Origin of the sequence: Paenibacillus glycanilyticus (assembly GCF_030161375.1) — a bacterium.
GTDB lineage: Bacteria > Bacillota > Bacilli > Paenibacillales > Paenibacillaceae > Pristimantibacillus > Pristimantibacillus glycanilyticus_B.
Genome location: NZ_BSSQ01000035.1, coordinates 21065 through 37541, shown reverse-complemented (window position 1 = coordinate 37541; position 16477 = coordinate 21065). Strand labels below are relative to the sequence as shown.

Below are 16477 nucleotides of genomic sequence, written 5' to 3'. Positions count from 1 at the left end.
TTACTACCGTGAAAATATTACGAATGCTCCTCGCCGTCGTTATTGCGTTTGGAGCGGCTTCGGCTCCCGGAGCCCTTGCGCATGCTTCTGCGCCGCCATCCGTTAAGGCGGCACCGTCGGCTTCGGGCGAGCTGGTGAATGTAACGATTAACGGAAGCGGAGTCAGCAATCTATACGGCGTGCAGCTGCAAATCTCCTATGATGAGACGGCGCTGCAATTCGTATCCGCGAAGCCGAGATATTTCGCATTTGCCTCGCAGAGCCAAGTGAATACGGATGCTTATGATTTGCTGGACACCGCCGGCGCTTCGGTTGGTTTCCAGTATGTCACGGCAGTAGACGGCGTAATCAACTGCATAATGAGCCAAGTCAAGCAAGGCATGGCCGTCTCGGCCAATACTCCCGTACTCGATTTGCAGTTCAGAGCGCTTCGCGCGGACGAAACGGCGATTACGGTCGAAAAAACCAAGCTAATGGAACTGCTGCACGACCAGCCTTCACCGTTAGCGGGTGGGACGCTGTCTCTCTCCTTAAGCGGCAACTCTTCCTCGACCGGCCATGGCGGAAGCGGTTCGACGACTACGGCAACGGATTCCGCGGCGGGCTTCAAGGCAGCAATTGAAGCTATTCTGAAGGACGCGACGCTAAACGCGGAACAGAAGAAGGAGCGGATTAAAGCTTATATTGCCGCCCATCTACCGGCTCTGTCCGTATATGCGGTGCCAGCAGGCAACGTGAGCGGAGGCGGAAGCAGCTCTTCGCCGGTACATGCCGTTGTAAACGCGCAAGCGGTTCGTGATGCGGCTGCTGCCTATGCGGAATTATTGAAGCAGATTAAGGCGTTGGAGGCTGCGGCAGGCGTTAATGATCCGCTGCCAAGCGTATTCCGCATTCAACTGCCGCAGACGGCCAATGCAAAGAGTGTTCAAGTCGATTTGCCTGCCGATGTTGCCATGAGTTTGAAGCAGGCAGAATTATCCATGCTTATCGAGACCTCAATCGGTAGTCTAGCCGGGAATCCGGACGCATTCTGGCTGCCCGCGAACGCGCAAACGGCTGCTATTACGATAAGTAAGCTTTCAGGGTCCGCCGGAACGGGCATTCAGGCAACTCTGCAGATTGATCAGGCAGCCGCCGTGCGGTTCCCCGGTCCGGTCCAGCTTAGCTTCCCTTATGTATTGGCGCCTGATCAGAAGGCAGACCGGGTCATTGTGGTCCAGGTTCAAGAAGACGGAAGCGAAACGCCGGTCGTGAATAGTTGGTACGATGCCGATCACGGCCGGATAATGTTTAGAACCGTTCAAACCGGATCGTTTATCGTAAAGACAAATTCTTCCTCGTTCTCCGATCTGCAAAGCCATTGGTCGAAAAACGCGGTCGAGCAGCTGGCGGACAGAGGAATTATTAAGGGGAAAACCGCAAGTCGCTTCGACCCGCAGGGCGAGGTAACGAGGGAAGAATTCGCGGCACTGATTGTTAGAGCCTTCGAATTGACTGCGGATACTTCCGGTCATGCTCCTTCTCCGTTTACGGATGTAGCGGCAGACAGCTGGTCAAGCGATGCGATTCAAACCGCCTATAAGCTTGGTATTGTGAAGGGCACAAGCGCGTCCGCATTTGAACCGAAGAAGTCAATTACGCGCGAGGAGCTTGCGGTCATGCTGGCTAAAGCCGCGCAAGCCGCGCAATTGCAACTGCCGAGCACCAAGGCAGCTAACGCCAAGGATTTGGCTGAAGCGTCGGCTTTCGCAACGGCAAGCTTAACTCAATTGCTGCAAGCCGGCATTATGCAAGGCGATGGCAACGGAGCCGTAAATCCGCGGCAATCCGCAACCCGGGCAGAATCCGCGATGATGATTTTTAAAGCCTTAATGTTATTCAGGCCGTAAACGTATAAACAAGCTGGACGATCTTTAGCTCGCGCTTGCGCGAATGCCGAAGATCGTTCATTTGATTAGAGGCACCCCGTTGCTATACTGCGGGTATAACTTGATGGGAGGAATAAGGAATGAAGCTGATGTTACGGAAATATCGGGAGAAAGTTACGGGATGTTGGATTGGCAAAAATATCGGGGGTACGCTGGGCGCTCCGTTCGAATGCAAGCGCGGCGTGTTTGACTTCGATTTCTATACGCAGGAGTTAAACGGCGAGCCGCTTCCTAATGATGATCTGGATTTGCAGCTGGTATGGCTTAACGCGGCGGAGAAACACGGCCGCCAAGTTAACGCGCGCATTTTGGGCGAATATTGGCTTTCTTTCATCGTTCCGAACTGGGGCGAATACGGTGCGGGCAAGAACAATATGCGCCAGGGTCTTGTTCCTCCGCTCTCCGGTTATGTAAATAACGTGTTCCGTGACAGCAACGGGGCATGGATCCGTTCGGAGATTTGGGCTTGCTTAACGCCGGGCCATCCCGAGCTGGCCGTCAAATACGCTTACGAGGACGCGATTGTCGACCATAGCCATGAAGGGGTCTATGCCGAGGTATTCTTCGCGGCGATTCAAAGCTCTGCATTCGTGGAAAGCGACCGGGATACGCTTATTGATATCGGTTTGTCCTACATTCCCGCAGACAGCGGCATTGCCAAAGGGGTAGCTTCCGTTCGCGCTTCCTATGCGGCAGGAGCGACCTGGCAGGAGGCGCGGGTGAAATTAATGAACGATGTGCCCGGCAGCTTTGGCATCTTGGCAATGGCCAAGAAGGATCTTCCATCCGATGTGCCGGTTGGTCCGATGGGTTATGATGCGCCAAGCAATGTTGGCATTACGATATTGGGCTGGCTTTATGGCGAAGGGGATTTCGCGAAGAGCATCTGCATAGCGAACAATTGCGGCGAGGATACGGATTGCACCGCCGCGACATTAGGGTCCATCCTTGGCATTATAGGAGGGGCGGAGAGTATTCCGGCCAATTGGAAGGAGCCGATTGGCGATGCGATTAAGACATTATGTCTGAATCTGGGGGATCAAGGCATTCGCATTCCAAAGACGGTTACCGAGCTTACGGACCGGATCATTCGCCTGACTCCGCTGTTCCTCGGCAGCGAGTTGTGCGATTACGTTACTTCGTCAGAAGGTTATACCATTGAGACGAGAGAGGGCGGAGCGCTTTATCAGCATCCGGAATGGGTAAATGCGTGGATTGAGCGCAGGTTCTCCGACAAGCTGGCACAAAGTCCGTTTACGGTGGAATACGATTTTGCGATTTTCTCGGCGAGGCTGAATTATGGCGGCGTGCCGTTTGTCCAGGAAGGCAAGGAGATGACGTTCAAGTTGCAGGTCGTGAATCAGTTGTTTATCCAGCAATGGCTGCAGGTGAAATGGCATCTGCCGGAGGGCTGGAGTATTTCGCCGAGCCCGGTGTATGCGGCTTCGCTGGAGCATTACCACTGTAACGACGGCATGACGGAGCTGGAGTTTACGATTACGGCGAGCGGTTTGACGCAGCCGCGTTATGATCTGATTGTGGAGATTTCATCAAACGGACGGCCGACGAAAGGCTTGATTCCGGTTGTATTGATTCACGGCAAGCCAGGGCAATAGGCCATTCGCAATGCCATAATTATTACATGCTTCTTGTATAATCACACCCCTGCGCTCGCGGGGGTGTTTCGTTATTGTTAGAACATATAACGGTACATAAGGAGTGTCGACATTGAATCCATGGTTGGAAATCGAGAGCAGCGGCAAGCTGAAACTTGGCGGAGTTACCGTATTTGAGAAGCTGGTTCCCGTGCTTGCTCTGGAGCTAGACGGAATAGCGGAGGAAAAGGCGAAGCTGGAGCTTGCGGAAGAGCAATTAAACGCGGCAGGTTACCAAGCGCGTTACGAAGACCGGGAGAAGGGCATCTCGTTTACGTTGAGCCTGACGTACAAGGATGGGGAAGAAGTTATACTAGGCAGCGTTCGATATGAATCGGCGAGCGAAATGGTAGGGGGCAAATGCCGTACGCTTCATGCGCGTCAAGGCATTCGGTTGTTTGCAGGGCAGCCTGTACGCTCGCAATCCGCCCCGCAGCCACCGCGTTATATGGCTCTTCATTTGCACAAAGACTGGTGGACAAGGCCTGCGTTCGGCAGCTCCTGGTCGGAGCTCCCGCCAAGGACGCAGTCCTTGACTTCGGAGCTGGAGAACGGCCGGCACATGACGATCGTGCCGATTACCGGTTCTCAGCTGAAGACGGAGATCATTGGCGCGAAACAAGAAGAAGGGTTATGCCTCAATACCTCGGCTTATGCCGGCGGTTATGCGAATATTGAGAGTCCCGCATTCGCCATCTCGCTTGGCGATACGCCTTTTGAATCCGCCAAGCTCGCCATGAAGTTTGCGATGGAAGCCTCCGGATCGCTTGGCAAGCTGCGGGAAGAACGCCGGTATCCGGAGATGTTCGAATATTTGGGATGGTGCTCGTGGGATGCGTTTTATTACGATATTTCCGAGCAAGGCCTGCTGGATAAAGCCGCTGAGCTGAAGGAGAAAGGCGTGCCGGCGAAATGGATGATTATCGACGCGGGCTGGTCCGATGACGACGATTACGCGCTCAAGTCTTTCGAAGCGCATCCGGAGAAATTTCCGGGAGGTCTCGCACGCGCCGTCGGCAAACTGAAAGCAAACGACGGGATGCGCTGGATAGGCGTATGGCATACGCTGATCGGCTATTGGAACGGGATTGCCAGGAATAGCGAGCTTGCCATCAGGCACCAATCGGCATTAACCGCTACCCGGTGCGGAAAGCTGGTACCCGCGCCTAGCGCGGAAGCCGCCTTTCCTTTCTGGAATGAGTGGCATAGGGGCTTGAAGCAAAGCGGTGTTGACTTCGTCAAAGTGGATTACCAGAGCGTATTGAGCAATATGCTAGGTCATTCCGGCGCAATTGGAAGCACCGCCCGGGAGGCGCACGAAGCCCTCGAGGCATCGGTTGGCAAAAACTTTGATTCCGCTATGATCAACTGCATGGGGATGGCTTCGGAAAATGTATTTAACCGCGCGAATTCGGCTTTGTCCCGCAATAGCGACGACTTCTTCCCGAGCGAACCGCAAGGATTTGCGGAGCATGTGATGCAGAACGTTTATAATGCCGTTGTTCACGGAACGGTATTCTGGACCGACTGGGATATGTGGTGGACGAAGCACGTCGACGCCGCGGTGCATTCCTTGCTGCGCGCGTTAAGCGGAGGCCCGATCTATGTCAGCGACAAGGTTGGGGAAACGGACAAGGAAAGTTTGCTTCCGCTTGTCTACTCGGACGGCCGTATCGCCAGAGCCGAGCAGCCGGGATTGCCGACGGCAGACTGTCTATACGCTGATCCTACCGCAGCCGAAATGCCGCTGAAGGTATGGAACAAGAAGGGAGTCCATTCCTTTGTCGGAGCGTTCCATCTACACGGCGCAGCCGGGAAGCTTAACGGCAATATTAGCCGTTTAGATATTGCGGCCTATCGGCAGCAGGAAGAAGATACGCTGGTCTATGAACATTTCAGCGGCGAAGCTAGAGTGTTTCGAGCGGGGAATAACGGACGGGAAGAAGCTTCATGGCCGTTCGAGCTGTCACGAGGCGAAGCGAAGCTCTTTAAGGGATGTCCGCTGCGGGAAGGAACGGCAATTATCGGTCTGGCCGATAAATATCTCAGCGCGGACGGCGTGCTTGAGAGCGCAGTGCATGAAGGACGTTGGAGCGTGAAGCTGCGCGAGGGCGGACGTTTTGTCTGGTATAGCGAGAATGAACCTAGCGGAGTCGAGGTGAACGGCAAGGCGACGGAAGCTGCCCGGATCGGCGATCGGCTTTACGAGGTGCGTACAATGGCGACTGGCGATCCGGTCTGGATTCGCTGGCAGTCATAAGTAGTTTGCTCTCATGAATTACAGCCCGTTTGCAGGAGCACTATGTTGGGTTCTATCCAGCGTAGTGCTCTTTTTTGATCATGCACGTTTGTCATAATCTGATCAGCTAATATCCATAATCCCTTCAGTGCCTTAAGGGAGCCAATTTTATATCATAGGAACATCAATTAGCAGAAGCTGAGGGGGAAATGAAATGTCATTGAGATTGCACGAGAAGCCGGAAGGGATTGCTCCTTCCCCGGATTATACTTTGAAGATTAATGGCGAGGAAGCGTTCGTCTACCACATTCCGGGTATGGCGGGCGGCGCCGTGTCCTATGCTTCCTTCGACTTCGAGGGCATAGCGAAGATAGAGATTACTTCCGCATGGAATGTGGAATCGGCTGAAGTCAGGCCGCAATCGTATGGCATACCATCCAAGCTGGTGGGCAATACGGTACTATTCGAGATCGACCGTCCTTGCCAGCTATTCGTGAAGTGGAACGACCAGTTCGAACTTCCGTTCTATTTGTTCGCCAACGGATTGGAGGACGAGCCATCCGCAGATGCGGAGGGCATTAAGCATTACTTTGGACCGGGCATTCATAATGGCGGCAATATGACTTTGAGCAGCGGCGAATCGGTTTATCTGGCAGCAGGCGCTTTTGTCCACGGAACGATTCATGCCGAGTTTGCTTCCAACGTGAAGATCTACGGCAGGGGCATCTTATGCGCGTCTGACATTCCGTTCGGCACGCCTGAGGGTTATCCGACGGAAGTTGTCGGCTTCAATGCCTGCAACAATATCGAGGTTAGCGGCATAACGATAATCGATTCCTTCGGATGGACGCTTGTTGGTTATGATTGCGATAACATGCTTGTGTCCAACGTGAAGATCATTAACGAGCGCAAATGGTCTACCGACGGGATTAATCCTTGCAACTGCCGGGATGTCCGCATTGAGAGATGCTTCGTGCGCAGCAAGGATGACTGCGTGGCGGTAAAAGGCCTGCAGGCAAGCGACCGCTTCGATTGCAACTGGTCGCCGCTAACCAATATACATGTCGTGGACTGCGTCTTCTGGAGCGACAACAATAACGGAATTGTAGTTGGCTGCGAGAACAAAGCTCAGATTATAGAGAACATTCGGTTCGAGAATTGCGACTTGCTCAAAGTGAGCAATACTTGCGGAGATATCGCCGGAGCGCTATCCGTCATCGCCATCGACGATACGGTCATCCGCGATATCACGTTCGAGCATATCCGGATTGAACATGCGGCGGGCCCTCTGTTTAACGTCTTTTTCGCGGAGAGCATGTTCAGCGGTCAAATTGTCGGCTCCTTCAAGCCGGAGGGCGGGGTGATCGATAATATCGCGTTTCGTTCCATAAGCGTAACCGGCGGTCCGGCACGCCGCTCTTACGTTCGGGGCATGGGCAACAATCGGACGATCAGCAACGTAACGTTCGAGCAAGTATCCATTCATGGCGAGAGCATAAAGACGCCTCAGCAAATGAAGCTTGTTGTCAATGAATTCGCCGAGGGGGTTCAAATCCTCTAGTCTCTATAGATACTGCAGTATGGACCTTTAATTAATCCAACGTTTCTGCAAGGCCATTCTTCTATACTGGTAGCATCCGCTCTTCGGAGCTCCGGTATAGGAGGTGACTTGCGAGTGCTAGCCGCTGAAAACGGTATCTAGAAGAAAGATTTTGAAAGCGCATACAAACTAGTCAGTCTCGCCAAAAGCTTGTCCCAATGAGAGGAGCTTGTTTGATGATGACAAGATTATCCGGTAAGTCGCAGCGCTTCAGTAACAGAATGAATAAATGGGCTATTGCTCTATTGTCCTGTCTGTTGCTAGCAGGATTTGGGGATGCTCCCAGCGTGTTTGCTGAAGCCTGGACGCCTGTTCCGCTGGTAACCGCAGCAACGAAAAACGCCGGCAATATGGGGGGAGAAGGCGCGCAGTGGCCCATCTACATGACCGTATCGGAATCGGATCCGAATTTTATGCTGTATGGTACCGATGTGGGCGGCATGTTCAGAAGTACGAATGGCGGCGCTAGCTGGGAGCCGTCTGGCAATGGCTTCGATTCAGGCGGCGCAACCGGCATGCAGATTGATCCGTTTAACGCGAACCGTGCCATTGCCGTTGGCGCGTATTCCATGCCGCTCTCTTGGAATGGCCTCTATCTCACGACGAATAAAGGAGCAAGCTGGACGCGAACCCGCGGCGAGAATATTGCCGGATATCGGGATACACGGGATCAGATTGCTTATGATCGCAGCAGTTATGACGCCACCGCGGGCTATACGAAAGTGGTCTACTGGAGCAGGGTCAGACATGACTCTTATAACTGGGGTACACCGACGATAGATCCTAATATCTATAAATCGACGGATGGAGGAGCAACCTGGAACGTCATCAGCGGATCCGCAGATCCGGCGGGCGGCGATATCGCGGTACATCCGACAAACGGATGGGTCTACTCGGCAAGCGAGAACGGATTTTATCGCAGCAAGAATGGCGGGGTCAGCTTTGACCGTCTGCGAACTTCCGCTGCCATTGATATCGAAGTGATCCCATCGCAGCCAAATACGGTATGGATTACGCAGGATGACGGCATCTACAAATCAACGGATAGCGGAGACTCCTTCACGAAGGTTAGCGGCTCTTCCTGGCCTGCTGCTTATCCAAAGTATTTGGCGGTCAGTCCCGTTAATCCGTCCAACATGATGATATCCGAAGAGACGGACGATTGGACCGTAAACCGCCATTACCGCTCAACCGACGGAGGAGCAACTTGGTCGCTCTCGCAAAATATCGATAGCTCCAGCAGCTTTATTCCGCTCAATCTCCGGAGCTCCCATTATGTATGGAGCCCCGCGAACGGTAATACCGTCTGGGGGTTTGGCGGAGACGTCATCCTGAAGAGCGCGGATGCGGGCGCGAACTGGCAGTGGGCCAATAACGGCAACAACGGAATCATGACCGGCGGACTGATGAATTGGAGTACGCAGGACGGCAACGTCATGTACATGTCCGCGCAGGACTATAATGGCGGACTAACTACGGACGCGGGGAACACGTGGACATACGTCGACCCTAACAGCAACGGTTGGGGCGGCTGGGTATACGGCGGTTATGCGCTTAACAATCAAATCATGTACGGCGGCTACGGGCATGGCAATTATTCGCTTTACGTGACTAGGAACGGTTCAACAAGCGGATGGACGAATACCGGCTTGCCACTATACGGGATGCAAGTATCGTACAGCGATCCGACAGATTCCAATGTATTGTTCGCTTGGGAATACCGAAGCGGGGACGGCGGCCAGACCTGGAAACCGCTCGCCGGAGCCAGGGGCGTATTTACTTCCAATCCGACCGGACAACGAGAGCTGTATGGCTCGTACGGCGGCGACGTAGTGACATCCTTTGATAAAGGTCTTACATGGTCGACGGTAGTATCGCTGCCTTCCGGAGAAGGGGTGAGAGACATTGCCTTCGATCAGAAGCGCAACCGCCTCTTCATTGCTTCCACCGCGGAGAAGCTTTATCGGTTCGAATCTGGCGTCCTGACTGACATTACAAGCCAGATTCCGGCAGATCAGATGGGCAACCGCCGCATTTGGTCGGTAGCCGTAGATCCGGGCAATCCGAATATCGTGTACAAAGCGGGTGCGGCCAATATTTATCAGTCCGACGTTTCAGCCGCGCGTTCGATTGACGGAGGGAATACTTGGCAGTCGCTGAACCTGAGTCCGCGATTCAACAATAGCGCGTTTGGCAAAAGCGGAGGTATTGGCGCGTCTGTCGTGCGCGTTAACCCGATTACGCATGAAGCGTTTTTTGGATCCGTTTGTTATGGGCTTTGGAAGATAGGCGCCCCGGCTGGCATCAGCGTCCCGGCTCAAGGTCCGTCAGGACCAGCCGTACAAGGTCCAAGCGTCTTGTATTCGAATGATTTAGAGAGCAATTCCGCTGCTGACTGGACAATTGTTTCGGGAAGCGCAGGCAATGGCCAACTGCAATTTTACGATTTCAGCGGCAACCGGATGAAGGCGATATATGACGGCCAGTCATTCAGCGGCGACTATCGCTTCTCGGCCGATGTAACGGCGCATGGCGCTGCTTATGCCAACGTATCGCAGCTCGTATTCAACTATCAAAGCGACAGCAATTATTATTACGTGAGCGTAGGCGGCGGTGACAGCAATACGGTTGAACTGCATAAAGTCGTCGCAGGCAGCGATTCTACCCTGTCTGTTTATCCAGGCAGCTGGCCGGTAACCGACAAACGGATTACGTACGACATTAAGGTTAAGCAAGGTAGTTCCATTACAGTCACCGGCATTCGCGACAATGTGTCCACGCTGTTATTCGATCATGTATCCGATTCGTCGCTTCAATCTGGCAAGGTTGGATTTATGGGCATGTGGAATGCATTCGAAGCCGACAATGTGCTCGTTACCGCCGCTGGCAGCTCTAACGTAACAGGCGAATTGAACCGTTCGGGCTGGACGGCTACGGCTACGGACAGCTACTATCTGCGTCCTGCTTCGAATGCGCTCGACGGCGACAACAACACCTCCTGGACATCCGGGGTATCGCAGGCGAGCGGGCAAAACTTCATCGTAGACATGAAGTCCGTCCAGCAATTCGATCGAATCGAGCTTGATCTTGGAACGGCGAACAATGATTACATGAGAGGGTTTAATTTGTACGCGTCCAATGACGGCACGAATTGGGGCAGTCCCATTGCCAGCGGCATAGGCGTAGACCCGGTGACGACTATATCTTTTCCCAGCCAATCTGCCCGTTACTTCAAGTTTACCTTAACGGGGGCTAACGGTTACTGGTGGTCCATTACGGAATTAAAGGTATTCCAATCCGTGGCGTTAAACCGAACGGGGTGGACGGCTGCCGCAACAAATTCGTATTATTTGCGTCCCGAATCGAATGCTTTGGATGGCGATTCTTCGACTTCCTGGACATCCGGCGTTTCGCAAGCGAGCGGACAGACCTTTGTCATCGATATGAAGACGGCCCAGACTATTCGCAAGCTAGTACTTGATCTCGGTACAGCGAATAACGACTATATGCGCGGGTATGACGTTTACGTTTCCGGTAACAGAACGAATTGGGGCAGCCCTATCGCCTCCGGTGTGGGATTAAATCCGCTTACGACAATCTCGTTCTCTCCGCAGACGGCGAGGTATATCAAATTTCAGTTAACCGCGGCAAACGGGTATTGGTGGAGCATAACAGAGCTTAACGTGTATTGAGAAATGATTCAGGGGATGGCGTCGGGATTCCCGGCGTCATCTATTTAGATGAAGTTGTAGACCGTGAGAGGGGAAATGACAGATGTGGGAACCGATATTGAAAAAGGAAGATTATATGCCGGGACCGCCGCCAGGCGTCGATCTGAACAAATATGGAATTGGCATTATCGGCTGCGGAGGAATCGTGAATATTGCCCATTTGCCGGCATACAAGAAAGCAGGCTTCAAAGTTGTGGCTTGCTGCGACTTGAATGCGGAAGCGGCGCGAAGCACAGCCGAAAAGTTCGATATTCCGTTCTGGACATCCAAGGTGGAAGAACTTCTGGAGAGAGAAGACGTAGCCGTAATCGATATTGCATTGCATCCGCCTGCCCGGCTGGAGGTCATGAAGCTGGTAGCGAAGTCGCCCCGGCCGGTTCTGATTCAGAAGCCGCTTCATTTCGATCTGCCGCAAGCACAGGAAATTAGCGAGGTTGCAAGGCAAGCCGGCATTACGCTTGCCGTTAATCAGCAAGCGCGCTGGGTATCGGGTCACAAAGCAATGAGGCATTTGCTTGACCGCGGAGCAATCGGACAGGTGTACGGCATCCAACATTTTATGCGCTCTTATCAGGATCAGCCTGATACTTGGTATAAGGATGTCAAACATTTCAATATCTTGGATCATGGCATTCATTATTTGGATCTGAGCCGTTATTTCGCATCGTCGCCTGCTGCGGGCGGAAGCGAATGGACAAGACTGCATTGCACTACCGCAATGCTGCCGGATCAGAATGGCATCGATCCGATGATCTACTCCGCCAATGTGGAATTCGGTGAGGTTGGAGGAAGGGCTTCGCTGATGGCCAGCCTTCAATTCAACAATATCGTAAGAGCGGCCAAAGCCCACAAATATACATGGTGGATCGACGGCACGGAGGGCAGCATGTGGCAGGACGGCGATCTGTATATCGCAAGAGCGGATGATCCTCATTCGGTTATCCGAATCGAAACGGAAGGAAGCTGGTTCCCGGATGCCTTCCAGGGGCCGATGTCGGACCTCATCGCGGCGGTCGATGAAGGGCGCAAGCCGGAGGTAACGCCGGAGGATAATTTCAATACGGTAGCCATGACATCCGCAATGGTGAAATCCAGCCAGGAAGGCCGGGTAGTAACCCGCGCGGAGATGCTGGAGCAATTGAAGCAGGGAGTGAATCAAGCGTGAGTAATAAAGGAATGGAATATGGTGCCTTATGCCATGAATTCGAGGGCATATCCATAGAAGAAACAGCAGAACGAATGAGGGAAATTGGATTTACGATTGTGCAGCTGGATCCTCGCGCGGCTAATGTTTCATTAGGTGAGGGTCTACCCTCTCCTAAACGTGCACAGCAGGTACGCCGTATTTTTGAAGCACAAGGCATTCGGATTGCCGCGCTTGCGGGATATTCCAATCTCATGGACTGCAATCCGTCCAAGCGGGAAAAGGTGCTTGAGGTCTTTGAAGGAATGATTGCCTTATGCGAGCATTTCGGAACCTCCTATATTGCAACGGAAACGGGCGGACTTGATCCCGTTAATCCGTGGGCGAATAGTCCTCTTAATCATACCGAAGAGGCTTGGGATGAATTTGTACCCCTTCTTCGCAGACTTCAAGGCAAAGCAATTGAGCACGATGCCGTTATCCTCTTGGAGGGTTATGTGAATAATGTTCTCTCGACGACGGATAAAGCCAAAAGGATTATTGAAGAGTTGGGAATGAAAGGATTAGGATTTGTGCTGGATCCATTCAATTACATGAATCCGGAGGACTTCGACGATCAGAGGCAAGCTTTCGGGCGCGTATTTGAAGCCATCGGCGCTTATTCGCCAATTGCCCACGCGAAAGACGCCGTATGGATCGACGAATGGTTAGTTACGCCAAGGGCGGGAACGGGGCTTGCCGAGTGGCCAATCTACGCAGAGATGCTAAGGCAATATAAGCCGGAAATTCCGCTCCTTCTGGAACATATGAAGCTGGAGGAAGCGGAAGAAAGCTTGCGTTTTGTCCAAGACGCGCTACGAATAAACCATCTGCAGATCTAGCAGCATGGTTCATAGAAGAAAGGCCGGACAAGTCGTAATGGCTTGTCCGGCCTTTCGCCTTGTTATACGTTCCCTTCTCCAAAGTGCATAATATTGTGTACCCGTTCATAATTTCAGGACATACTTTTGCCTATTGAAATCGGATACATTTAGGTGGCAAGATATATGAAGTTGCCGAAAGGGGTATTGGAATGAGACGGAGACTAGGGAAGAAATCGTTGCTGCTGCTCGTCATGGCTCTCATGATGGTTGTAACCGCTGCTTGCGGGGGAGGCAATAACTCGAAAGACAATAACGCCGGCCAGAGTACCGACAAAGGGAAAACAGAGAGCTCCTCGTCGGAACCCGTAACGCTTACTTTCGCCATGCAGGCGAATGCCAACGAAATTGCGGGCTGGACGGCCATGATCGACGCCGCGAACAAGAAGCTGAAGGACGACGGCAAAAAAATTACGATCAAGATCGAGAAGATCAATACTTCCACTTGGCCGGAATACTATCAGAAGGTAACCGCTCAGATCGCGGCGGGCAAAGCGCCGGACCTTGGCCGGATTGCGGAATCGTTCATGCCGCAAATTATCAAGAAGGATCAAGCGCTTGATATTACGGATATGATGGCATCCCTGGATTCCAGCAAATACTTCGAGAATACGTTCAAGAACGCTGGCTTCCAAGACGGCAAGTATTACGGACTTCCTTCCGGCATTTATTACATGCTCATGTATTACAACAAAGATATGTTCAAGGCAAAAGGCATTGCGGAGCCGTCGCATGACTGGAACAATGCGATTTCGTTCCCGCAAGTAAGAGACATCGCGAAGCAGTTCACCGAAGGCCAAGGGGCGCAGAAGAAATTCGGCTTATCCGCAGGACCGTTCCTCAGCTATGCGGGCGGAATGTTCTCCCTGTCAAACGGCGGCAAAAATATTTTCAACGATGATCTGACGCCTGCTATTCAAGAACCGGCTACGAAAGAAGTTTATCAATGGTTCGACGACATGCTCCGCGTGGACAACTCGGTGCCGCGTCCGACCGATACGAAAATTATGGGCGGTTTCGATATGTTCAAAGCGGGCCGCATCGCCATGGCGATTGACGGTACGTGGTATGCCGGCAGCGTGAAGAACGACATCAAGAATTTCAACGTAGGCATCGCGGCTATTCCGGCAGGCAAAGGACAAGCTTACTCTTCGCAATTCATTGATAATTTCCTGATCTGGAAAGGCACGAAACATCCGCAGGAGGCATGGGAAGCGCTTCAAGCGATCTACAGCAAAGAGGCATGGGAAGCTCTTGCGAAGACGGGCGTAGGCGGTCTTCCGATCCATCGCGAAGTGTTTGACGAGATCAAGCAAGATCTGTTCGGCGACAAAATTTCCGCGGAAGATATGGATACATTCACAAAGGCATTGGATCATACCGTATCCGTCCCTTATAATTCTTTCTATGAAGAAGCGGACCAGAAGATCAACGCGCAGCTCGATACATGGCTGCTTGGCAAAATGTCGGTCGACGAGTTCCTGGGCAAAGCGTCCCAAATTCTGACGGAGACCAAGGAAAAAACCGATCAAAAAGCTAATTGAGACCGTGTAATTGTGAGGGATTGAGGACGAGGGAGGATAGACTCCCTCGTCTTTTCTGACGAGTACCGGTTATAGATATACGGAACATCATGATGGTCCAAGCGGGGCCAATTCAGTTCAGGGGGAAACAGCATGTACAAAGTATTAATCGTGGATGATGACGGATTGATCCGGGAAGATGTTCAAACCATGATGGATTGGCGCGAGCACGGTTACGATATCATTGGCGAAGCCGATAACGGCAAGGCAGCTCTCAAATTGGTCGAGCAGCATGATCCCGACATTATCCTGACTGATATTTACATGCCTGTAATGGATGGCATCGAGCTCATTAAGCAGGTGAGAAGCGCAAGGCGCAGAGCCAAAATCGTGGTCATGAGCAACTATGATGATTTTGCTTCCGTTAAGGAAGCCATGAAATACGGCGCTTCGGACTACGTGCTCAAATATAAGCTTGATCCGGACGTGTTGCTGGATTTGCTCGGGCAGATGAAGAAACAACTGGCGGCGGAGGCTCGGGAGTCCGAGCAGCAAGCCCAGCTGGACAAGATTAGACAGGTCGGACAAACCGCCCTGATCCATCAATTCTGGACGGATTGGCTGAGCGGCGGAATGACGGCCGAAGATTATGCGGAGCGGGCCAGCCGCCTGGACATTCCTCATGAGAAGGGAGTCTGGGTTCCTATGCTTGTCCAAGCGGAGAAGCTTGAACGGGAAACCGTATTAGCCTTAGCCGGCCAACAGGAAGAATATTTGGACGCGGTAAAAGTAGGGGAGAAGCAGGTTGTTTTGCTTGTTTTTACGGTGCAGAGAAGTTATTTGCTGCTTAAGCAGCTTCAGCATGAGCTTTCTTTGCGTTTGGTGTCCGGTCTGGTCGATCAGCAGGGCATGGTCGTGAAAGGCGATATTTGCATGCAGCCAACCGATTTGCGCAAACAGTTCCAACATATGAAGGACAAGCTGTCGGATGTGTTCTACGACGGATATAAACCGCTTATGGACATGAGCATTCCCGCGGCGCCCAAACCGGGAACGATGGATATTTTCGCGTTTGAGCCATACGAGCTTGCGGTCGTGAAGGCGGTTCAAGCGGCTGACGGCGAGTACGCGACGGAGCAGCTGCAATCGCTCCACCGTTATTTGGCCGGTGCGCGCTTTGATCCTCTCCTGGTTCGCGATAGTCTTCGCCGACTAGGCGAACAGCTGATTCGCGTAATGAAGAACAAAGGCTTTACGCCTATTGACGAGGTGCATCCCGAATCGCTTAAGATGGCTTTGCTTGCCGATCAAGCGACATTAAGTTCGCTGATGAAGCTGCTGATTTCCTTAGTGGCGCAATTTGCGGAGCACCGGCAATCCGGCAACCGCATGGCGGATTTGAGAGTAGAAGTCCGGAATGCGATCAGCTATATGGAACAAGGGTACGCGGACGATATTTCGCTAACCGACGTATCGAATCATGTTGGCCTCAGCAAAAATCATTTCTGCAAATTGTTCAAGCAGGAGACGGGCGATAATTTCATCAACGTCCTGAATAAAATCCGAATCGAGAAAGCAAAGCTATTGATTATGCAGCCCGACAGCCGGGTGAAGGATATCGCTGGCAAAGTAGGCATGGATAATTACCGATATTTTTGCCGGATCTTCAAGCAATTGACCGGACTTCGGCCAACGGAATACAAACAATCGGCGAATCAGGTCCGCTAAGGCGAGGGG

9 protein-coding genes are annotated in these 16477 nt (G+C 52.5%); all 9 read left to right on the top strand.

Translation table 11 applies throughout. The features are described from left to right. Window positions 1–8: 8 nt before the first annotated feature. The 9 genes from QQK89_RS29245 to QQK89_RS29205 all read left to right on the top strand — a co-directional run bounded on the left by QQK89_RS29245 (window position 9) and on the right by QQK89_RS29205 (window position 16468). Entirely contained in the window at window positions 9–1889 is a 1881-nt protein-coding gene (locus QQK89_RS29245; protein WP_284242305.1) for an S-layer homology domain-containing protein, read from the top strand. A gap of 119 nt (window positions 1890–2008) precedes the next feature. Beyond that, window positions 2009–3544 carry an ADP-ribosylglycohydrolase family protein gene (locus tag QQK89_RS29240; RefSeq protein WP_284242304.1) on the top strand — a complete coding sequence of 512 codons (1536 nt, stop codon included), beginning with the start codon at window positions 2009–2011 and terminating at the stop codon, window positions 3542–3544. Between the two features lie 112 nt (window positions 3545–3656). Next, on the top strand, window positions 3657–5843 hold the full coding sequence (locus tag QQK89_RS29235; RefSeq protein ID WP_284242303.1) for a Sip1-related alpha-galactosidase: 2187 nt from the start codon (window positions 3657–3659) through the stop codon (window positions 5841–5843). Window positions 5844–6036: 193 nt separating this feature from the next. After that, entirely contained in the window at window positions 6037–7383 is a 1347-nt protein-coding gene (locus tag QQK89_RS29230) for a glycosyl hydrolase family 28 protein (RefSeq protein ID WP_284242302.1), read from the top strand. A 215-nt stretch (window positions 7384–7598) separates the two neighbouring features. Continuing rightward, a complete protein-coding gene (locus QQK89_RS29225) occupies window positions 7599–11114 on the top strand; it encodes a discoidin domain-containing protein (protein ID WP_284242301.1) in 3516 nt (1171 codons plus the stop codon). Window positions 11115–11196: 82 nt separating this feature from the next. After that, window positions 11197–12318, top strand: coding sequence for a Gfo/Idh/MocA family protein (locus tag QQK89_RS29220; RefSeq protein WP_284242300.1), 1122 nt, complete (start codon window positions 11197–11199; stop codon window positions 12316–12318). Next, complete coding sequence (locus QQK89_RS29215; protein ID WP_284242299.1) at window positions 12315–13178, top strand: sugar phosphate isomerase/epimerase family protein; 864 nt, start codon at window positions 12315–12317, stop codon at window positions 13176–13178. Before QQK89_RS29220 ends, QQK89_RS29215 begins: the two co-directional genes overlap by 4 nt. Window positions 13179–13369: 191 nt before the next feature. Next, a complete protein-coding gene (locus QQK89_RS29210; RefSeq protein WP_284242298.1) occupies window positions 13370–14761 on the top strand; it encodes an ABC transporter substrate-binding protein in 1392 nt (463 codons plus the stop codon). A 132-nt stretch (window positions 14762–14893) separates the two neighbouring features. Further along, on the top strand, window positions 14894–16468 hold the full coding sequence (locus QQK89_RS29205; RefSeq protein ID WP_284242297.1) for a response regulator: 1575 nt from the start codon (window positions 14894–14896) through the stop codon (window positions 16466–16468). The last annotated feature ends 9 nt before the right edge of the window (window positions 16469–16477 follow it).

What these genes read in the sequence shown, in the direction of transcription:
- QQK89_RS29240 (WP_284242304.1), top strand. Translation starts at nt 2,009, where the DNA reads ATGAAGCTGATGTTACGGAAATATCGGGAGAAAGTTACGGGATGTTGG.
- QQK89_RS29230 (WP_284242302.1), top strand. Translation starts at nt 6,037, where the DNA reads ATGTCATTGAGATTGCACGAGAAGCCGGAAGGGATTGCTCCTTCCCCG.
- QQK89_RS29225 (WP_284242301.1), top strand. Translation starts at nt 7,599, where the DNA reads ATGATGACAAGATTATCCGGTAAGTCGCAGCGCTTCAGTAACAGAATG.
- QQK89_RS29220 (WP_284242300.1), top strand. Translation starts at nt 11,197, where the DNA reads ATGTGGGAACCGATATTGAAAAAGGAAGATTATATGCCGGGACCGCCG.
- QQK89_RS29210 (WP_284242298.1), top strand. Translation starts at nt 13,370, where the DNA reads ATGAGACGGAGACTAGGGAAGAAATCGTTGCTGCTGCTCGTCATGGCT.
- QQK89_RS29205 (WP_284242297.1), top strand. Translation starts at nt 14,894, where the DNA reads ATGTACAAAGTATTAATCGTGGATGATGACGGATTGATCCGGGAAGAT.